At 44.1% G+C, this 21,750-nt stretch carries 18 protein-coding genes; 13 read left to right on the top strand and 5 right to left on the bottom strand.

The annotated features are described in order from the left end of the window. Positions 1–217: 217 nt before the first annotated feature. From QF041_RS05840 to QF041_RS05830, 3 genes are all read left to right on the top strand, one after another. Entirely contained in the window at positions 218–1,666 is a 1,449-nt protein-coding gene (locus QF041_RS05840; RefSeq protein WP_307412834.1) for an amino acid ABC transporter substrate-binding protein/permease, read from the top strand. Continuing rightward, positions 1,659–2,387 carry an amino acid ABC transporter ATP-binding protein gene (locus tag QF041_RS05835; RefSeq protein ID WP_307412833.1) on the top strand — a complete coding sequence of 243 codons (729 nt, stop codon included), beginning with the start codon at positions 1,659–1,661 and terminating at the stop codon, positions 2,385–2,387. Before QF041_RS05840 ends, QF041_RS05835 begins: the two co-directional genes overlap by 8 nt. Positions 2,388–2,508: 121 nt before the next feature. Then, positions 2,509–2,865 carry a hypothetical protein gene (locus QF041_RS05830; protein WP_307412831.1) on the top strand — a complete coding sequence of 119 codons (357 nt, stop codon included), beginning with the start codon at positions 2,509–2,511 and terminating at the stop codon, positions 2,863–2,865. 58 nt (positions 2,866–2,923) lie between these two features. Here the strand turns inward: QF041_RS05830 and QF041_RS05825 are convergent, their stop codons facing one another. From QF041_RS05825 to QF041_RS05815, 3 genes are all read right to left on the bottom strand, one after another. After that, positions 2,924–4,204, bottom strand: coding sequence for a glycoside hydrolase family 27 protein (locus tag QF041_RS05825; protein WP_307412829.1), 1,281 nt, complete (start codon positions 4,202–4,204; stop codon positions 2,924–2,926). A gap of 108 nt (positions 4,205–4,312) precedes the next feature. Beyond that, the gene (locus tag QF041_RS05820) at positions 4,313–5,194 is read right to left on the bottom strand and encodes an AraC family transcriptional regulator (protein WP_307412826.1); all 882 of its coding nucleotides are present in this window, start codon (positions 5,192–5,194) and stop codon (positions 4,313–4,315) included. Positions 5,195–5,221: 27 nt separating this feature from the next. Then, complete coding sequence (locus QF041_RS05815; protein WP_307412824.1) at positions 5,222–5,833, bottom strand: TetR/AcrR family transcriptional regulator; 612 nt, start codon at positions 5,831–5,833, stop codon at positions 5,222–5,224. A 136-nt stretch (positions 5,834–5,969) separates the two neighbouring features. Here QF041_RS05815 and QF041_RS05810 point away from each other — a divergent pair, with 136 nt between their 5' ends. The 4 genes from QF041_RS05810 (at position 5,970) to QF041_RS05795 (ending at position 9,683) form a co-directional block, all read left to right on the top strand. Beyond that, complete coding sequence (locus QF041_RS05810; RefSeq protein ID WP_307412821.1) at positions 5,970–6,731, top strand: alpha/beta hydrolase; 762 nt, start codon at positions 5,970–5,972, stop codon at positions 6,729–6,731. A gap of 257 nt (positions 6,732–6,988) precedes the next feature. Beyond that, on the top strand, positions 6,989–7,423 hold the full coding sequence (locus QF041_RS05805; RefSeq protein ID WP_307412819.1) for a ribonuclease domain-containing protein: 435 nt from the start codon (positions 6,989–6,991) through the stop codon (positions 7,421–7,423). 14 nt (positions 7,424–7,437) lie between these two features. Then, entirely contained in the window at positions 7,438–7,713 is a 276-nt protein-coding gene (locus QF041_RS05800) for a barstar family protein (RefSeq protein WP_047842948.1), read from the top strand. 275 nt (positions 7,714–7,988) lie between these two features. Continuing rightward, positions 7,989–9,683, top strand: coding sequence for an ABC transporter substrate-binding protein (locus tag QF041_RS05795; RefSeq protein ID WP_307412816.1), 1,695 nt, complete (start codon positions 7,989–7,991; stop codon positions 9,681–9,683). Positions 9,684–9,801: 118 nt separating this feature from the next. Here QF041_RS05795 and QF041_RS05790 read toward each other — a convergent pair whose 3' ends face one another. Further along, positions 9,802–10,671 (bottom strand): AraC family transcriptional regulator, encoded by an 870-nt coding sequence (locus tag QF041_RS05790; protein WP_307412814.1) that lies wholly within the window; start codon positions 10,669–10,671, stop codon positions 9,802–9,804. A 163-nt stretch (positions 10,672–10,834) separates the two neighbouring features. Here QF041_RS05790 and QF041_RS05785 point away from each other — a divergent pair, with 163 nt between their 5' ends. The 5 genes from QF041_RS05785 to QF041_RS05765 all read left to right on the top strand — a co-directional run bounded on the left by QF041_RS05785 (position 10,835) and on the right by QF041_RS05765 (position 19,146). Continuing rightward, entirely contained in the window at positions 10,835–12,352 is a 1,518-nt protein-coding gene (locus QF041_RS05785; RefSeq protein ID WP_307412812.1) for a glycoside hydrolase family 43 protein, read from the top strand. 7 nt (positions 12,353–12,359) lie between these two features. Beyond that, positions 12,360–13,904, top strand: coding sequence for a glycoside hydrolase family 43 protein (locus tag QF041_RS05780; protein ID WP_307412810.1), 1,545 nt, complete (start codon positions 12,360–12,362; stop codon positions 13,902–13,904). Positions 13,905–14,035: 131 nt separating this feature from the next. Further along, positions 14,036–15,721 (top strand): extracellular solute-binding protein, encoded by a 1,686-nt coding sequence (locus tag QF041_RS05775; RefSeq protein WP_307412809.1) that lies wholly within the window; start codon positions 14,036–14,038, stop codon positions 15,719–15,721. Positions 15,722–15,769: 48 nt separating this feature from the next. Next, complete coding sequence (locus QF041_RS05770; RefSeq protein WP_307416907.1) at positions 15,770–17,536, top strand: sensor histidine kinase; 1,767 nt, start codon at positions 15,770–15,772, stop codon at positions 17,534–17,536. Beyond that, positions 17,521–19,146, top strand: coding sequence for a response regulator (locus QF041_RS05765; RefSeq protein WP_307412807.1), 1,626 nt, complete (start codon positions 17,521–17,523; stop codon positions 19,144–19,146). Before QF041_RS05770 ends, QF041_RS05765 begins: the two co-directional genes overlap by 16 nt. A gap of 124 nt (positions 19,147–19,270) precedes the next feature. Here QF041_RS05765 and QF041_RS05760 read toward each other — a convergent pair whose 3' ends face one another. Further along, on the bottom strand, positions 19,271–20,038 hold the full coding sequence (locus tag QF041_RS05760) for a helix-turn-helix domain-containing protein (protein ID WP_307412805.1): 768 nt from the start codon (positions 20,036–20,038) through the stop codon (positions 19,271–19,273). Positions 20,039–20,312: 274 nt separating this feature from the next. Here QF041_RS05760 and QF041_RS05755 point away from each other — a divergent pair, with 274 nt between their 5' ends. Continuing rightward, the gene (locus tag QF041_RS05755; RefSeq protein ID WP_307412802.1) at positions 20,313–21,668 is read left to right on the top strand and encodes an extracellular solute-binding protein; all 1,356 of its coding nucleotides are present in this window, start codon (positions 20,313–20,315) and stop codon (positions 21,666–21,668) included. Positions 21,669–21,750: the final 82 nt, after the last annotated feature.

The following is a 21,750-nucleotide window of genomic DNA, read 5'->3' as shown; positions in this document are numbered from 1 at the left end:
GCGAAGCTTACCTAAAGGGTAAGTATTAAAAGGACTTTTACTGGTTGGAAAAAAATGATGGAGGAAAATGTTGCAAGTGGAAAGGCAAAGCATTGATTGTTAATATACAGTAAATAATAACAATCAAATGGGCAGAAGATCGACAAAAAGCATAACCGTAATACCGATTCCAAAGAAAATAATGATTATTCGGACAATACCGAGACGGGGAGGACACATGAAAACAACGAAGATCTCATTTTTTATACTTTCACTGATGCTGCTCCTGGTGAGCGGTCTATCAGGATGGGTAGGGAACGCTGCTGCAGCGTCCGATTCCGGTAAAACCTATATTATCGGAACTGATGTCACATTTGCTCCATTCGAATATGAAGATGAGAATGGTGATTTTGTTGGTATCGACATGGATTTGTTGGATGCCATCGCCAAAGATCAAAATTTCAAGTATCAAATCAAATCCCTGGGATTTAACGCAGCTGTACAGGCACTTGAGGCGAATCAAGTCGATGGTGTGATCGCAGGGATGAGTATTACGGATGAGCGAAAAGCAAAATTTGATTTTTCGGATACTTATTTTGAATCAGGTGTCGTTATGGGTGTTAGTGCCAACAATGACACAATTAAGAGTTATGAAGACCTTCGTGGACAGAAGGTAGCCGTGAAAACCGGAACAGAAGGGTTTAGTTTTGCTGAGTCCATCGCTTCAGAGTATGGATTTACGATCGTTCCGTTTGATGAGTCATACCAAATGTATGAAGATGTAAAAACCGGTAATTCCGTAGCCTGTTTTGAAGATTATCCTGTACTGGCCTATGGAGTTAATCAAAACAACGGTTTGAAAATTGTTACCGACAAAGAAGATGGCGCTCCTTACGGTTTTGCAGTAAGCAAGGGGAAAAACCAGGAGCTTCTGGAGATGTTTAATACAGGTCTCGCCAATATCAAAGCTAACGGTGAGTATAAACGCATTACCGAAACATATCTGGGTGAGAACGCTCCGACTGTTGCTAATCAAGGTCGCTGGGAGCTAATTCAGAAATCTCTTCCTGCACTTTTCAAAGGTCTGGGAAACACACTTTTATACACGATTGTGTCCCTGTTCTTCGCGTTTATCATCGGTCTGATTTTCGGATTTATGAAGGTGGGACAGAACAAATTCCTTCGTGGTGTTGCCACCGTATTTGTGGATATCTTCCGCGGTATTCCGCTGATTGTCCTTGCATTCTTTATCTATTTCGGGATTCCACAGGCAATGGGCTTCACGATGCCATTGTTCCTGGCGGCTATTCTGACACTTAGTCTGAATGCGGGGGCGTACGTAACCGAGATTATCCGAGGCGGGATTCAATCGATTGATCGTGGTCAGATGGAAGCTGCCCGTTCATTGGGCCTTCCTTATCGCAAAGCGATGATAAAGATCGTTATTCCGCAGGCAGTGCGGGTTATGATTCCGTCCTTCATTAACCAGATGGTTATCACGTTGAAGGATACGTCAATCTTATCCGTTATTGGTCTCGTAGAGTTGACACAATCGGGTAAAATCGTTATTGCAAGAACGTTCTCCTCTTTTGACATATGGTTAACGGTTGCGGTTATGTACCTGATTGTCATCATCACATTGACCAAAATTGCTGATTATCTGGAGGTGAAGGTTCGTCGTGGCTAAAATAAAAGTTGAAGGTTTGAAAAAAAGTTTTGGTACAAATCAGGTTCTCAAGGGAATTGATGTGGCGGTCAACGAGGGAGAAGTCGTCTGTGTCATCGGGCCTTCCGGTTCAGGAAAAAGTACCTTCTTGCGCTGCATCAACCAATTGGAAGATATCACAGCTGGTCGAGTTATTGTAGATAATCAGGATCTCAATGATCCTAAAACCAACATTAATAAAGCGCGTGAAAATATTGGCATGGTATTTCAACATTTTAACTTATTCCCTCATTTTAACGTATTGAAAAATATAATGTTTGCACCAAGAGAATTAGGGGTTTTAAACGCAGAAGAGGCTCGAAAAACAGGTCTTAGCCTTCTGGATCGTGTCGGGTTGTCTGATAAAGCGGCTAGTTTTCCCAGTCAACTCTCGGGGGGGCAAAAACAACGGGTTGCTATCGCTCGTGCGCTTGCTATGAATCCGGATGTTATGTTATTTGATGAACCAACTTCAGCGCTGGACCCTGAAATGGTAGGAGAAGTCCTTGGTGTTATGAAGGACCTCGCGAGCGAAGGCATGACGATGATGATCGTTACCCATGAGATGGGTTTTGCCCGTGAAGTAGCTGATCGTGTGATCTTCATGGACGGTGGTTATATTGTCGAGCAGGGCACTCCTGAAGAGATATTTGGAAATCCGAAGAATGAACGGACGATCAGCTTTTTGGAGAAGGTACTCTAGCACTGAATCGAGAATGAACACATTGAAAGTCGCTATTTTAGCGGCTTTTTTTGTTATATTTATGAGGTGATTTAATAGAAAGACCGAACAAACTAAGCCAAGAAAGTGAGGTCTATACTCCATGGAAAACGTGTCACAAGAAGATCAACTGCAATCCATTAAAGCCTTTCAATCAACCATCCGCAAATCGGAAAATGCCTTAGTGAATATGACTCAGAAAAGGAATAACACAACATTGTTACAGAAACGTCTCCAAGCTTTATACATCGGCCTAGCACTGTTGGATAAACACTGGAATCAAAAAGCTCATTCATACACCAAGGAAGATATAACAGAAGCCCGTCTTGTTTTGATTGGATTGTTTCCATCCCTTGAGAACATGTATGCCAAGTCCAAAGAAGGTAGCCCACAAAAGACTCTTCTGGAAAGAAGGATTAAAGCATTTCATCTGGCCGTTCAAGCCATGGATACATACTGATGAAATGAGAGAGAGGTCTGTCTAATGAACGACAGACCTCTCTTTTTCTTTTGCAAGCTTAGGAAAACCGATAGAGACGCACACCGTGCGCAGGTACAGTAGTAACTAAGGAATTCTCTGTTAATTGAACTGCTTCTCGGCTCCACAATTCAGTACCTTCGGTAATGCCAGACAGTCCGACCTCATCAATGGACAGATCCACAGGTAAAGCATTCTCACCGATGTTGAACACAGCGACGTAAGAGGAACCATCCGTATGCTGGGCAGTCCACACAATAAGATCTTCTTTGCGTAAGGCTTCTCTGGCTCCGTAACTCTCGCGATGCATTCGCAGAACCTCACGATTGGTTAACAGGGACAGTGTCCAGTCATCGTTATCTCGCAGTTCACCACCAAAAATGAGCGGGGAACGGAAGATGCTCCACAGTGACATCATCGTCAACTGCTCGTCAGGTGTGAACCGAGTCCAGCGATCTGCTCCACCACCGTCTACAGAACGGATACCGATATGACCCAAAGGCAACATATCACAGTCTGGCCAGCAGCCTGCTTGGGGAACTCCCTGCCACGTCCGGCAGCGGTCGAACATATCCAATAATAGCGGCCAAAGGTCCCAGAAATCGTCCGTGACACGCCACATGTTGGCATGATCAGCCAAGAATTCTGAGTATTCCACCGGAGCAGGGCCAGGAGAGAGACTTAGTACCATGGGCCGACCGGAGCGCTCAATCGCTTTGGATATCATTTCGATCTCTGGCTGATGGGTGTCATAGAGCCTTGAAGCAGCAATATCGTCTACCTTGACCAAGTCAACGCCCCATTGTGCATACAGTTTAAAAAGGGAATCGTAGTAGGCCTGAGCGCCTTCTTTTGAGCTATCAACACCATACATATCTGTATTCCACGGACAGATGGAATTCGGATGAGCAATATCGCGCGCAGTGGCGGTTGTGCCCAGGATTGGAGTAGCGGCATGTGCAGCTTGACGTGGAATACCGCGCATGATGTGAATGCCAAATTGCAGCCCAAGACTATGAACGTAGTCGGCTAATGGCTTAAATCCCTGTCCACCTGCAGCGGAGGGAAACCGATTCTCGGCAGGCATAAGCCGCGAATATTCATCCATGATGAGTGGAACGAACGGACGATATTGCGAAGAATTGGCCAAAGGCTCGTACCATTGAATGTCGACCGTAATATAGCTCCAGCCGAAGTCTTTAAGATGTTCTGCCATGTACTCGGCGTTGCCACGAATTTCGTCTTCCGTAACGGCTGCGCCGTAACAATCCCAGCTGTTCCAGCCAAGCGGTGGAGTTGATGCTGCAAGCGTATGATTCATGGGAATGCTCCTTTATGGATTAATTATTGCTCTCGCTCAATTCATCATAATAAAGGATTTTATTAATATCTACAGTAATGTTGAGTGTGGAATAGCAAAATATTGCGGTTAATCGAAGAACAATTTACGGTACACAAGGCTTTCTCCGCCACTACGAAATTCACCTGGCGTAACGCCGGTTATGCTGCGAAAGGCTTTGATAAAATAACTTCCGCTGGAATACCCGACTTGTTCGGCGATGACTTCAATGCTAAGCGTAGTTCCGCGCAGCAGTTCCATTGCTTTCTCGGTACGTACACGGGTCAGATAAACACCTGGCGTCAAACCTGTACTGGAGGAAAAGCGACGTATAAAATGATATTTGGAAAGGGAAACATGCTCCGCAAGGTGATCGATACTGATCATCTTCGAGTAGTAGTTTTCTATGTATTCAACGGCTATTTGAATGTTTTCAGACCAATTCTCCCTGTTGCGCAATGTTGTTTTCTGTAATCGTGTTAATTCTGTCATGAACTGATATACGCTGGATGATGCGATCAGAGGATCCGTGATTCTGCCTGCTGCCGCATCAGTCACGATCATCCGCAACAGTCGGATGGGTGTACAATCAGCGGGTAAATAGGGCACTTCTCCAGCTTCCCGAAGAAATTTTCGCCAATGGGGCAGAATAAGAGTGGGCCTGAACAGCAGGAACAGAAACTCCCAAGGCTCTTTTGATGCTGAATGGTAGTAATAGCGATGTGGCCCTGGAATTTCTGCCAAAAAAGCTTGTCCTGCGGCAACATGATGGATGCGATTATTCGACTCAAATACACCTTCACCCGAGATTGTATATTGGAATAACAGGAGAGGCCCGTCCGAACGTTCGAGTCCATCCCAATGATAAGAAGGATCGGTTATTGAATCACATCCTGCCGCATACAGTACACATAGTTGGAGCTCCTTGTCTTCCGCGAATCGAAACCCATAGGTTCCTCTAGGGATATTCATGTCAGCTCTCCTTGTTGCCCTGAATTTTTACTGTGCTCCGCGAATGAAAATATCTACTAGCTTCTGGCCTAGAGAAAAGTTGGAACCATATTTATGCAGGTTATCTTCCCGATTACCCATTAACATCAATGTCGAGAAGGTCTCTGCCAGGAAAAACGGATCGTCCGTCCGCAGTCTGTTTTCATCCATTGCCCGTTGGAAATGGGAGGCTAACACTTCGTGAATCTGATGCTCCGCGTTGCGTATATCCTGAATTTGAGCTGGTTCAAGAAAAGGCTCAGCTTCTCTGAGCATGGTTTCAATCTCCGCATGTGGATTGCCCAGTCTGGCCTCTGCCAATCGCACAAGCCCCGACTCCAAATTCTCGGCTTGATCAAGGATATGTGAGGTTAAACGGCTCACATTCTGTAGCATTGTTGTAAAAGCAACCTTAAAAAGCTCTGGTTTGCTGGTGAAATGATAATAAATGGTTGGTTTTGATACGCTACATGTTTTGCCAATCTGCTGAAGCGTGACTGTTTCGTAGCCATACTCCATGAATAACTGTGAAGCAGTTTGAATAATGGTTTGCTGAATTGAGATATCGTCGTTGCCATGTTTGGGTCTTCCAGGTAATCGTTTGTGTGATTTTTCTGTCATTAGACTTCCCTCCATGAATATTTTATGACAAATAACGATAGTAAGCAAAATCATCTTGTAATTATACTTACCGGTAAGTATAATTATTAAGAGTTAAAAAACATATCATTATCCTCATACTAAGGTGGTTTTAAGGTTGAAAACAGCACAACGTACTAACAAATGGAAAAAAATAATCATGTGGACCATCTTGTCCATCGTTATCATCGTGGCCGGCGTTTACGTATATCTCAATTCGGTTACGTATAGTCCCTCTGAGCGAGCTGAAATGGCGATGACAAGTGATGCTCAGGTTAATGTAGCTAAGATTAAGGACGGTTACCGATTTGAACCCGCGGGTACAGAGATAACCGAACCGAATATTATTTTTTATCCGGGCGGTCTGGTTGAACCTGAAAGTTATTCTCCGCTTGCCAGAGAAATGGCAGAACAGGGTCACCGCGTATATATCGCGAACATGCCAATAAACTTGGCGATTTTCGGTCAAAACAAGGCTGATTCCTTTATCGAGGAACATCCTAACGAAGCGTTTGTTATTGGTGGCCATTCTTTGGGAGGGTCGTTTGCATCACGGTATGCTGCGGAGCACAATGAGAAGTTGGAAGGCGTCTTTTTCTTGGCTTCTTATGCAGATGAAGGGGGGAGCGTGAAGAATACGGACTTGTCTATCTTACAGATTACAGGCTCGGATGACGGAGTGCTTAACAGGGAAGACTGGGAGAACTCCAAAGCAAATCTTCCGGAAGACACGACATATGTGAGTATTGAGGGTGGAAATCACGGTCAATTTGGCTCATATGGCATGCAAAAAGGAGATAATCAACCTGCAATTACGGAAGAAAAGCAGTTGGAAGAGGTAGTTATAGCACTAGAGAACTGGATGGGTAAATTAAAATAATGTATTAAATGAATGTATTGAATGGTAATGATCGCGGTACGATTAAAGTCGCTATTTTAGCGGCTTTTTTTGTTGTAGAATAAGAATAATGCTTCAATGGAGCAGGGGAGAAGAGTTTATTAATTGAAATTCAACTCCATAGTAGGTTTACAGAATTGCTTTAATTACCACAAATCGTTAACATTAGAAGCATTGTCATCGAAATAGCACCAAAACGGAAGACAGCAAGAGCAAGAACATCAAAAGGAGAAAAGATTATGTTTTTCAGAAAATTCGCTTACACGTTAGTGATCATCCTCGCTGCATTATTGTTCTCAGGTTGTACGTCAGAGTCTGTGCTTGATCTCGGTTCACCTCAAGTTTCGGAGGATATGGGATTTGATGAGGTTGCCAATTATATCTCGGAGCATAATGAACTTCCACCAAATTACATTACCAAGAAAGAGGCCAGGGAATTGGGCTGGGAACCAAGCGAAGGTAACCTGCGAGAAGTCGCTCCAGGCAAAAGCATCGGCGGCGACGTGTTCAGGAACCGGGAAGGATTACTCCCCAACAAAAAAGGCCGGATCTGGTACGAAGCCGATATAAATTACTCAGGAGGACGGCGCGGAAGCGACCGAATTCTATACTCAAATGACGGTCTAATCTACCAGACGACAGATCATTACAAGTCATTTGAACAGTTAAAATAAACGGAGGAAATGATATGAGCATCATTCAGATTAACGGAAACGACTTTCACAGCAAGGAAGAGCTTCATCAAATTTTGCAGAACCAGCTTGAGTTAGACGAGAGCTATGGAGGCAATTTGGACGCACTATGGGATGTCTTAACTGGGGCTGTAAGCATGCCGCTTACTGTTCAATGGATTGGTTTCGAGAAAAGCAAAGAGATTCTTGGAGATTACGCTGACCAACTAATGGAATTGTTGCGGGAAGTTGAAGGGGAGATCCAAGGATTTACGTTGGAATTATATTATTGAAAAGTAGCCTTGGCTTTATGAGGCGATGGGCAACCATCGCTTTTTTGGTCTTTACATTTTTACTGAGACTTATGTCTAGATCATGCTATTTTCATGGCTTAATAATCAAGGTTGGGGTGATTAGACTTCCTTATACTTTAAACATGGAATAGGGTAGGCAGGATTGTAATCGTTTATTAACGGTTGAATATGTAAGCGTATACTATTTCAAAGTGAACCATTGTAATGTCTGGATTGGTTATTACGACTAACACCATTTAGGGGGCAGAAAAATAATGAGAGCCATTTCAAAAATGCTAGGAGCATGTCTCGTAACAAGTGTTGTGTTAGTTTCCGCCGGTTGCGGAAACGCTGGAGAGAATTCCGAATCAAATACGAGTGACCCCAACAGCCCGATCACATTTACCTTCTTCGGCGCAGATGCAAGTCCCAACTGGAACAAAATGCAGGATGCTGTAGGGAAAAAAATTACGGAAGAAACCGGTGTAAGCATTGATGCTGAATTCGATATTTCGAGCGGAGGCGGAAACGACCGCATTTCCCTGATGGCTGCAAGCGGTGATTATCCGGATTTAATTTTCCCCAAAGGTAACTTGACCAGACTCGTTGATGCCGGGGCAATGATTGATCTGACGGATCTGATCGAAGAACACGCCCCCAACTTGAAAAAGATCTACGGTGAGCACTTCAATCGGTTGAAATACAGCAATGACGATCCTTCAATCTATTGGATTCCAACGAATGGTGCGATCGATCAGGTCAGCTTTGATGCGACGAATGGTACTGCCATTCAACATCGTGTAGTTAAGGAACTCGGGTATCCTGAGATCAAAACCTTAAACGATTTCGAAAATGTGCTACGTGAATATTACGAGAAACATCCGACCACAGATGATGGCCAACCCACAATTCCGCTGACGCTTAGTGCAGATGGATGGCGGCGAATGATCACTGTTACTGATCCCGCTGTCATGTCTACTGGAGGACCTGGAGATGGTGAATATTTCATCAATCCGGACACCTATGAAGCAATTCTGCATTACAAACGTCCCGAGGAGAAGGAATATTTCCGGTGGTTGAACAAGATGTACAATGAAGGCTTGCTGGACAAGGACAGTTTTGTTCAGAAGGATGACCAGTATAAGTCCAAAATCGCCAGTGGTCGCGTGTTATCCTTGCTTGATCCAAGCTGGGGATTCAGTGATGCGGAAAATGCTTTGAAAAGTGCAGGAAAAGACGATATGACCTACGGATTCTATCCGGTAACGCTAGATGACAGTTTTCAGCGTAAGGATTTCCAGAATATCGGCTTTGATGGTTATGGCATTGGCATAACAGTCGATTGTGAAGATCCTGTCCGTGCCATCAAATTTTTGGATTGGATGTCTTCTGAAGAAGGGCAAGTATTGAGAAACTGGGGCGTTGAAGGCGAGCAATATAATGTGGAAGACGGCGTTCGCACCATCCCGGCCGATGTACAGGAGCGTAAAAACAAAGACAATAACACATTCACCAAAGAAACCGGAGTAGGCTTGTATTACATTTTTGGTGCTCACTACGGGGATGGCGTCAAAGATTCAACGGATAACTACTATACAACCAATTATCCAGAACAGATTCAGCAAAGTTATTCCGATGAGGAAAAAGAAGCATTGAAGGGCTATGGCATTACCACATGGAAGGACTTGTTCCCTTCCGAAGAGGAGTTTCCGGTGAAAGAGTGGGGTGCGGCTTACAATATGCCGATTCCTTCGGATAGCGGGGATTATAACGTTGTGTATCAGAAAACGCAGGATATTATTCAGAAACGGATCGCCGAAGCGATTACATCCTCTCCGAGTGCCTTTGAAGGCATATACGACAATATGATTACCGAACTTGATAATGCAGGTGCAGTAGCCATGGAACAGCAGTATACGGAGTGGATTAAAGATCGCGTTCGATTGTGGACGGGGAAAGAGATCAATTAACTGGCGTATAATCACAATAATGAATTGTTTGCAGATCCGAAGCATATCAAGAACTAAAAAACATCGAGCCATGCAGGATGGCTTGATGTTTTTTAGTTTTCATTAAATGAGCTCATCATTATCTTGGCAGTGATTCCATTGCATCACGTCTTTGTTTGATATATCTACCGGGGGAGATGCCGACCATTTTGGTAAAACTGCGAATGAAATTGGCATAGTCACTAAAGCCCGATTGAAAGCATGCATCCGTAATACTCATTCCTTCTGACAGGTGGAATTTGGCCCGTTCAATACGACGACCCAAAATGTAGGAACGGATGGTCAATCCAGTATGCTTTTTGAACTGGCGGCTGATATAAGTACTGTTCATGTAGAACACTTCGGCAAGTTTGCGAAGCGTTATGTCTTGATTCAGATGTGTTTCAATATAATCCATGGTTTCACGAACCAGTTCAGGCATAATGTCATTGGGAACAAAGGAATTGTTATGAAACCAGACGTTAATCATGACCAACAATTGGGCTACGGCTGCATTTATTTTGATATCGGTGCCATAAGCATCGGAAGCAAGCAATCCTTCCAGTTCGTTTGTACATTGCAGCATCTGCTTCAAGTTATCGTCGTCTAGATGTACGATGTTGCCTGTTCCTTTGGGGCGATGGTCAAAACATGACGATAGATTGGTTGATGGTGTGGAAAGCTGAAATAGATATGTTTTTTTGAGATTGATTGTAATTCGTTCATACTCAGATTCATCCAGAATAAAGGCTCGGTGCATCTCCTCGGGTGACATCACAAGCAGATCACCAGGCTGTACATGGTAACATCGATTATCTACATAAAAGTGAACGTTTCCACGAAGAAACAGGTAGATTTCGTATGCATTATGGCGATGATAGATCGTTTCCAGCTTATACTTCGTTACGCTGTGCAGATATAAGAGCTCAGGCTGGATGGGATCATAAAAACACTCAGAGGATCCACTCATGAAGTACCTCCCGTCATTTCACGCAATAAATAGAGCGGTTAACGCAATGAAATTGTACTCAGCTTACCTTAAAATGTAATCATCCTATCATGATACCTTTTGTATTGCAAACGCTTTCTCGTAAAAAGACACAACTAAAAACGATTATAGGGGGATTCTTTTGATGAATCATCATTCTACACCACATGCTGGTGAGCAAAAGCAAGACCAAGCTGCCAATCTGGAGAGCATTCCAGGGGAGATTGGAAAGCTTCGTCCCAACGGTAACCCTCTGGTGGCCCACAAATTTGGAGCCGATCCCTATGCTTTGGTATTTAACAATCGAGTCTACTTATATATGACTAGTGATAAGCTGGAATATGATAAGGACGGTCTTCCTCAGAAAAACAGCTACAGTTCAATCAACCGGATTACGGTCATTTCTTCGGATGACTTAATCAACTGGACCGATCATGGAGAGATCAGAGTTGCTGGACCTCAAGGTGCAGCAACATGGGCTTCACAATCCTGGGCCCCGGCAGCTGCTCATCGAATCTTGGATGGAAAGGACTGTTTCTTTCTTTATTTCGCCAACAATGCCAGTGGAATAGGTGTACTGTCTGCGCCCACACCTGTAGGTCCATGGATAGACCCTATAGGAAAAGCACTTATTACAAGAGAGACTCCGGGAGTGGAGGAAGTAACCTGGCTATTCGATCCGGCTGTCATTGTAGATGATGATCATCAGGCCTACATCTATTTCGGTGGTGGTATTCCACAGGGGAAAGCAGAAAGACCGGATACGGCAAGAGTGATGCGATTGGGAGACGATATGATCAGCGTTGTTGGCAAAGCGAAGGTTATTCAGGCGCCTTATATGTTTGAAGATTCAGGGATACATAAATATAATAATAGTTACTACTTTACGTATTGTTCCAATTTTATTGAGGGTGATCGGCCAGATGACAGCCCACCACCTGGTGAGATTGCATATATGACCAGTGTTCAGCCAATGGGGCCATGGACATATCAGGGTACGCTACTCCAGAATCCAGGACACTTTTTTGATATTGGCGGCAACAATCACCATGCTATATTTCAACTATCGGATCAATGGTACATTGCCTATCATGCCCAGACATTATGCCAAGCCATGGATATTCCCGAAGGTTACCGTTCAACACATCTGAATCGAGTCGAACATGATGAGGCCACGGGTAAGATCAAGAAGGTACATGCCGATTATCAGGGCGTAGATCAAATCAAATGCTTCGATCCCTATGGGCGGGTAAGCGGTTCAACGATTGGATGGAGTAGCGGAGTATCAACAGAGCAATATCTTGACTCTGGTGAGATGTCTGCATCAGATTCGAATATGATCTCCGCTAAGCTGCATAATGACAGCTGGATAGCTATATCCAAGGTCGACTTTGAAAGTGAAGGACCTACAACCTTCACAGCCACGATTGCGAATCAAGGAACCGAAGGTACGTTGGAACTTCGACTTGATCGTACAGACGGACTGTTAATTGGAGAAATCATTGTTCCACCTGCAACCGAATCTCTTCAATGGATGGAACTAACAACTAATGTTACGGGTGCGAAAGGTGTGCAAGACTTGTATATTAAGCTTAAAAGTTCAACAGACAGCTCAACCATCCTTTTAAGAGAATGGAAGTTTAACAGACAAAATGAGGTGTAATTAAAGCATGTATCCGAATCCGATTATTTGGGCCGATTACCCGGATCTTGACGTTATTCGTGTAGAAGACACATATTATATGGTCAGTACAACCATGCATATGATGCCGGGATGTGTCATCCTGCGTTCATATGACCTGATCCATTGGGAAGTAGCCACATATGTATACGACACATTGGACGATACACCTGCCCAACGGCTGGTGGATGGTCATCACGTTTATAGTAAAGGCATGTGGGCTGCATCACTCCGCTATCATCAAGGGATGTTCTATGTGATCTTTGTTGCGAATGATACCCGTAAGACATACTTGTATACGTCGACCTCCATCTCGGGAGTGTGGAAGAAGCAGATCGTGGAAGGGTTTTACCATGATTGCTCCTTATTTTTTGACGATGATGAACGAGCATATCTCGTGTACGGTAATACCGAGATCTATCTGACCGAATTAAGCTCTGATCTGTCCGGGCCCAAACCTGGTGGAGTGCATCGCTTGATTGTAAAAGACGAGCAGCCTCATCACCTTGGTTATGAAGGAGCACATTTTTACAAGATCAATGGTAAATATATTGTGTTCCTGATTCATATAACAAAAGCTTCCGGACGGAGAACACAGGCGTTTTATATGGCAGATTCTCTGGAAGATGTCTTCACTGGTGGAGAAGTATTCAATGACGATATGGATTATTTCAATTCAGGTGTTGCTCAGGGCGGTATCGTGGATACGCCGGATGGAGACTGGTATGCAATGCTGTTTCAGGATCATGGGGCTGTTGGCCGGGTTCCTGTTTTGGTTCCGCTACACTTTGATCAAGGTATACCGGTCTTTGCAAACAAAGCGCCGAAGCAGATTGATATCCGAAGCACGAGACCAGAGCACCGTTATAACCCGTTAGTGGGTAGCGACAGTTTCAATTATGAACCCGAGGAAGATGGAAACATCCGCCTCCGTGATTTTTGGCAATGGAACCATACACCTAATCATGAACTCTGGTCCGTCACAGAGAAACCGGGAGTGTATCGTGTTCGAACGGGACAGATCAGCCCAAATCTGACGTTTGCGGTCAACACACTAACCCAGCGTTCAATGGGGCCCGCTTGCGAAGTAATAGTTACGCTTGACGGCAGTCGTCTGAATGATGGGGATTATGCCGGATTGTGCTTTCTGATCGGTTCGTACGGTATGATCGCTCTTACGAAGCAGGATAGCAAGTTTTACTTGGTCATGCATGCCAGAGATAGTGAAGATTCCACCATATTTGGCAACCTGATCGACCAGAAGCCAGCCACTGAACATGAACGTATCCCGGTATCAGATCCAGTAGTTAAACTAAAGGCATTCGGGAATTTTGAGAACAATCTGGATGAGTGCTCTTTTGCCTATTTCGATGGAACTGAATGGAGAGATATAGGGATTGTCCACAAAATGATATATAAACTGGATCATTTTATGGGTTGTCGAACGGGGTTGTTTGTATATTCAACTGAAATAGCTGGAGGAACAGCTGACTTTTCGAATTTTGAATATCGCGTGATTAATCCTGTTGAGTAACAATAAAAATACGAAAAGCCGCCCAATGGCGGCTTTTCGTATTCAATGAGTACAAGTTGTTGTACAATGATATGGATTCAAAGTTGACAGAGAGAAGAGAGTTGTTCAAACCGAACTGGGGGCATGTCGTCATGTATAAGAGATGTCTGGACATAACAAGATGGACCTTCATTCTGTTCCTTGCTGTATCCATACCAGCAGGTCATACCGAAGGTAATAGCAAACAACATCATCCGCAGCAAGATGGGCAGCAGATTCAACTTCCCGCTACGTTTGAGAGGTATTCTCCTCCCATCGTGGTCTCTTTTGTCAGGGAAACCGGAGATGACCTTGAGCGCATGATTAGTCAGTTACCTGGTGAGACGATACTGGATAATCGCTGGACTCGTTTGTACGAGAAAGAGCTAGGTATTCAAATTCACTATGACTGGACTGCTAATGGAGATGTATACAATCAGAAGTTGGGTGTATCCCTTGCTGCAGGACGTTTTCCAGATGTAGTGAAAGTTAATCCATATCAACTTAGACAACTGAGCAACGCTGGAATGATCGAAGATTTAACCCATGTGTACCAAGAGCATGCTTCCCCACTTACAAAGAGTATATTGGAGGCGGAGGGAAGAGGCGCATTTGATGCGGCAACCATTGATGGCAAACTCATGGCTATTCCCGAATCATCTTCGTCCATTGAGACAGCGCAGTACCTGTGGATTAGAACCGATTGGTTGGAGCAACTGGGGCTACGGCCGCCTGAAACGATGGAAGAGCTTCTCCAGGTTTCGAAAGCGTTTACAGAGGAGGACCCCGACGGGAACGGAGAGCATGATACGTACGGACTTGCGCTAACGAATCATCTATGGGATCCAGTTATGGGAGCTGCAGGGTTGATGTCCGGCTACGGTGCCTACCCTAATATATGGGTTAAAGATGCAGAAGGAAACCTCACTTATGGAGGTATACAGCCTGAAGTTCGGGAGGCTCTGAAAGTACTGCAAACGTTGTATCGTGAAGGCCAACTTGATCCGGATTTTGGTTATAAAAGTGGAAACAAGGCGTTTCGTCTAGTTCAGGATGGAAAAATAGGGATGCTTTACGGCGAACAGTGGACATCCTTTATGCTTCAGAGCACCCGTGATACAGATACAGGTAAAGATGTAGAATGGCAGGCATATCCCATTGTTGCCAAGTCGGACCGGAGTCTGTTCGTACCGCTACGTTCCAACACTGGGCAATACTTTGCTGTAAAAAAGGGCTTCTCTAATCCGGAAGTTGTTGTAAAGCTCATGAATCTGCATCTGGACATCAACTGGGGGGATCAGGCACAGTATGAAACATACTATAATGACGACTCCCGTGCTGTGTGGATGCTTTCACCGGTAACTCCTTTTCCCGGTAATAAAAATATAGATGCATACAAACAAATTCGGGATGCCAGAAGTACAGGAGACTTCTCGGCTCTGCAGAATGAAGCTCTCGCCATTCACAAACGCATTGTGGCCTATGAATTGGAAAATGTAGAGAGCGGCTGGGGTTGGAAACAAACCTATGGGCCTTCGGGTGCTTTTAGCATTGCAGATTCTTACGAGAAGAACGGCCAACTTCTCTATGATCAATTCACGGGTGGAATTACGGACACGATGGTTGATCGACAAATTATTCTTCGGGATCTTCAGCTTGAAGCCTATATGAACATTATTCTAGGCAGGTCGATAGATGAGTTTGATCAATTCGTTGAGAACTGGCGCAAGCTGGGGGGAGATCAGATCACATCGGAGGTTAACGCGTGGTTTCGCACCAGCAAGCCAAAGGAGCACTAATGTTCACTTTATTCTTACAAGGAACCCACTCAGCCCTTGGCATTGGAGGTGAATGTATTGATCAAGATCCCAGCTAAATCATGGTTTAACAGTATATTTGCGCGATTAATAATCACCTATCTGGTATTTGTGCTCCCCCTTATTCTTCTTGGCGTGTATCTATATCATTGGAGTTATGACAATGCAAGCCAGGAAATATCGTTGTCAACGGAGAGACGGTTGAACCAATATGTGTTGGAATTGAACAGAGAGATGGAATGGATGGAATTACAGCAGTTTGATATCGTTGAGGATCGAAAACTCAATCGTCTGGCCATTCTCTGGGACATGATGGATCAGGTTGAGCGACGTGATACATTAAATTACCTGACTGAACGGCTCGCTTCATTCAAGAATAGCACTGCTTATATCAAAAACGTTCATGTACATATCCCTTCTGTTGGCAAGAGTATATCCGCGATCCAAGGCATCGATGATTTCGATAAAAGTTCTTATCTATATTTCAGTTCAGGCATGCAAGGAAAAGGTACACGTTTCACGGTGAAAGAGGACGCCTTGAACTTAAGTGCCGTCAGGCTGACAGGTACGAGAGGAGAACCCCCGCTTTTTGTCATTCAGGTGGAGCTGGATACATACCATTTTCAGAATGAACTCACACGGCTTAATTTGTACCCGGAGAGTTCAACGTTTCTAATTGAGGACAAAACGGGGCATGCCATCACAGATAAACATCAAGCTAGTATTATTCTCGCGAATTACCGTGAGCACAGTGTAAAGGGTACACTTGATGGCTTTCGGATGAAGGTGGGGGACACCATGTACCATGTTAGTCAGTTGCATATGGACTCCCTGGGCTTATCCGTAGCTACATATCTACCCGAGGCAATTGTTACCAAGCCACTTAGCAAGTTCTATCATTGGGCATGGCTGTTTGCAATTACATCATTTGTTGCCATCACGGCGTATCTCTATTCAAGTTACAAGTTGATTCATATCCCGTTGCTGTTGTTGGTGAAAAGATTCAAAAAAATGGAGGGAGGCATGCTTGATGTCCCCATTGCGCATAACCGAAAGGATGAATTTGGCTTCCTCTACACCCGTTTCAATCTAATGATTGAAAATCTTCAATCCCTTATCGATCGAGATTTTAAGAAAACACTGATGATGCAGCGGGCCGAGTTGAAACAGCTTCAATCGCAGATTAATCCTCATTTTCTGTACAATAGCTTCTTTATTCTGAATTCACTGGCAAGGACAGGAGAAACAGAACGTATTGAGCAATTCACGAACATGCTTGGAGAGTATTTCAGGTTCATTACCCGGAATGAAACAGATCATGTGAAGTTGAAAGTGGAAGTTGAGCATTCACGAATCTATACAGAGATTCAACAATTACGATTCTCCAGACGAATCAAAGTTGATTTTGGGTCACTACCTGCTGAGATGGAACATATTAAAGTTCCCAGACTCATTATTCAACCTATTATTGAGAATGCCTACGAACACAGCCTTGAAAAGAATACGGACTCCGGTCTTCTAATTATTGGGTTTAATATGGAAGGTTCATATGCCGAGATCACCGTAGAGGATAATGGAAATGAGTTGGACGAGCAACATATTCAAACTCTTCAACAACGCTTGCATAAGGACGGAGGTACAGACGAAATGACCGCATTAATAAATATTCATCGACGTCTGGTCCTGACGTATGGAGAAGGAAGTGGCCTTTTCCTATCCAGAAGTGAACTGCAAGGGTTAAAAGTCACAATTCGAATCCAGTGGAAAGAGGGAGAAAACGAATGTATCGACTTTTGATTGTAGATGACGAGGAGATTATTACGGATAGTCTCTATGAAACGTTCGCCAGACATATACCCGAACAGCTTGATGTATGTAAGGCCTACTCTGCAACAGAAGCATTGTCTTGGATGCAACGTTCGAGAATTGACATTGTTCTAACGGACATCCGCATGCCGGGCATGAGTGGCTTGGAGCTGACAGAGCGGATTCAAGCCAGTTGGCCGAATTGTCGCGTCATTTTTCTGACAGGACATAGCGATTTTGATTATGCATATCAAGCTTTTCAGATGGCTAATGTGCGTTACTTGCTCAAAACGGAAGGTTATGACAAGGTAATGTCTGTTGTAGAAGATGTGATGGAAGAGATCAGGCGAAGTCACAGCATGGTTGAGTTGTTGGAACATTCTCATAAAGTCAATTCGCAGCTTGCACTGATACAGCAAAAAGAGTATTTACGGAAGTTACTTCAAGACTGTACAGCGGTTATAGATTCTACTATGGATATGCAGGACGAATTATCCAAACGGGATATAAGATTACAGATCAACTCGCCTGTTTATCTCATATTGGGTCGGTTCAATAATCTTCCAGAAAAAGGTTCGGACCTCACACAAGTTCAAGAATCCGTTCGCATTATCGGCTCTTCTCTGATGAATGAACGTACAGTGTGCGCAAGTGTAACGGACCATTATGGGGATACGATCTGGCTGCTTCAGCCGAAGCAGGAGGAAGAGATGACAAATGATAAACTTGTGCGATTTCTAGAAGGCACACTGGAACTGGTACAGGAAGCATGCATGGTATCACTCGGCGTATCCATTGCTTTTTCATTAAGCAGTCGAAGCTGCAATTGGTCCGAGTTAACCAAACAATATGAACGTCTGCGATTACTCCAGTGGATGAAAATTGGGGATGGTGTATCCATGGTACTGACGGATCATCGCAACGATCTCTCATCTGATGTACCCAAAGAATCCATGCGGATCTCAAACCGGATCGAGATTATGTCAGGATATTTGGAAACGGGACGAATTCAGCCATTTTACGATATATTTGAGGAGCTTGCAGGCGAACTGCTGCAACAGGATATTACGATGGAACGTGCCATGGAGACATACTATAATCTGGCCTTATTATTGCATTCAACGATCAATCGTTGGGGTCTTCAACAGAAGATTCCGGATCAACGAAGCTTGCTGCACTTAGGGGAGTATACATGCATGAAGGATGCAGTACAATTTCTATATCGTGCTGCCGATGAATTAGTCCGCTACAAAAGATCAAATGAGCAGGAACGTGCTAACGTTGTCATTCATTCCTTATGCAGTTACGTCAAGGAGAACCTTGAGAAAGATCTCTCTCTGGTAAGACTGGCAGAACTTCATCATTTTAATCCATCCTATCTGTCGCGATTCTTTAAGCAGGAAATGGGAATAAACGTGTCAGAGTTCATTGACGACTGCCGAATACGGAAAGCCAAAGAATTGCTTCAGAACACAAATCTTATGGTGCGTGAGGTCGCACTTCAAGTGGGGTACGAGGCTGCCCATTCGTTTACCCGACTTTTTAAGAAAATAACGGGAATGACTCCCCAAGAATACCGGGAATCCCTTTTGGTACGTTAATGGTGAATACTCTGGAATTGACCAAACCCAAATAACCACAAAAAAACGCAGAATGTATTCTTCTTCCTGCGTTTTTTTGTGGTTGTTATCTAATTGATAAACAAACCGATTCGGCAATCCACCTTTAGGCCGTGTGGATTTTTTGTCTTCTATAAGCATTGGGACTCGATCCGGCATACGCTTTGAACTTTTTATAGAACCAATCAATATCCTTATAGCCTACCTCAATAGCAATCTCATATATTCGCAGATTCGTGGAAGACAACAACTGCTGTGCCTTTTCCATACGTTGCTGGAGCATATAATCATTGAAAGACATCTTCTCTTCCAGCTTGAACTTCTGTCCAAGGTACGCACAGTTAAAATGAAGCATGTCAGAGATCTTCTTCAGCGTGATTTCATCACTCAGATGATCCCGTACATAGGCCTTGACGATACGAATAACATGACTGGAGTGCATGGGCTTACCGTTCATTTGAACGGGTGTTTTGAAGAACGACGACGTTTTGTGTGCCGGGTCGGTTTCAAGATGGGATCTAAGTCCATGCAGACTGTTAAGTAAGGTAGAAGGACTAACAGGATACGGGAGATAATCATTTACCTGATACGTCAGGGCTTTGCGTACGAACCTGAAGTGATCTCTTCCACCCATAAGGAGGATAGGTATCTGACTTTTTTTTCGAATGTCGTTGCATAACCAGAGCCCCGCGGTATCAAACCTCTCTGTATGTACCATAACAAGGGAAAAGTCTCGTTCTGACAATGCGGTCAAAGCCTCGGCCGATGAGAACACACAATTTGCGATAGTATATTGAGCTTTGCTCCGTAGCAACATCTGTTGCAACTCTCCGCACAAACGACGGCTGAAATCCACAAGTAAAATATCATACATGAAGCAATACCTCACCTTCTGCTGAATTGTAATGCGCTAGATTAACTGAAATTTGACTTAATTTCATTATGGTAATAAAAGAAAGCGCATACAATGTGCATATTTTTGTAGACAGTGCATTTCTTTACCAATTAAAACCTATAATGCACTTTGCTCGTGCAAAATTACGCCAATCTATATTCAGCCCGGGTAAACATCTGTATTTCGGCAGGTTGTTTGCGCTTTCATTTGGACGATACACTGTGATAGCAAACGACAATCAGGGGGGAAGACGATGAGAAAACACAAGTTCATGCTACTGAGCCTGGTATTTGCGGTCTTGTTGGTGATTGCTGCATGCAGTTCTGCACCTACCGCTCAACCCGAGCCGGAAAAGACAACACCACAGGAGGAACAAAAACCCGCGGAAACCGAGCCAAAGAATGAAAACTCCACGCCAGAAATGGACTTTGACATGGGTGGCAGAACCATCAAGGTTGTTGCTTGGTGGGACATGGAAATACAGGGAAACAACCCGGACAACATTCAACGCCTTGAGAATCTCGAAGCGCTGAAGAAAAAACACAACTTTAATATTGAATATGTTTCCATCGATTTTGGTGAATATCAGGAAAAAGTAGTTGCTTCCCTGATGGCCGGTGAACCGCTTGGCGATCTGGTGAGACTGGGCAAAAACTATGCCATTCCGGCATTGACCAAACAGGATCTGTTATGGCCGGTGGATGATTATATTAAAAACGACAAGGTATTCAATCAGAAAACAACCAAAGAATACATGCAGTATGAAGGCAAAGGTTACGGCTTTACTGAGGACCAGTCCTCGTTTATCAACGGAATTTTCTATAATCGCACACTCATGCAAGAGCTCGGCTTGAAGCCACTCCAAGAGTATGTGGATGCCGATGAATGGAACTGGGATACGTTCATCAGTGTTGCCAAGCAAGCGAACAAGGATCGAAACAATGATGGCAAGCTAGACACTTGGGGACTCGCTCAAACGGGCTTGCTGGAACCGATTCTGTATTCCAACGAGGCTTCTCTGACCAAAGAGGATAAGCAGAATCTGGAAGATCCAAAAACAAAAGAAGCGTTGAACTTCCTGTCCAAACTGGCTACCGAGAAGGTCGGCAGAGCTTCTGAGGGCGGCGATTGGACAGAGCCATCCACGTTCTTCCGTCAAGGCAACACCTTGATGTATTCAGGTGCCATGTACGAAGTCGAAGGTATTATGACGGATATGCAGGACTACGATATTGGTTTTGTACCGTTTCCAAAAGGTCCAAGTGCAACAGCGTATCACTCCGGTGAGTCACGTTACCAAGCTATAACAATTCCAAAAGCGGTAAAGAATCCGGAACAACTGATGTACATCTGGGAGAAAATTAATGAGATCGAATCGATCTATGAGTACCCGGGACAATCCACACTGGAGACACATCTGACTGATGAAGCAGATATCAACAACGCCAGAGAGGTTGCGGAAGGTATGTTGGTTCTCGACCATAACACATTCCCGTCCTTGCCGTTCTGGGATTTTGATGGGGAACTCAAAGAAGGGGTATCCGTATCTACGCTGATCGAGAAATACAAGGCTCCTTTCCAGGCTGCGATTGATGAGGTTTACAAATAAGTATTACGTTACACGGGCAGAACGCACCAGTGAAGGTGCGGTCTGTCCGGGTTAGTCAATCGTTCAGTTCTCTCAACGCTTA

The organism is Paenibacillus sp. W2I17 (assembly GCF_030815985.1).
Lineage (GTDB): Bacteria > Bacillota > Bacilli > Paenibacillales > Paenibacillaceae > Paenibacillus.
This window is presented reverse-complemented; position numbering and strand designations above follow the sequence as displayed.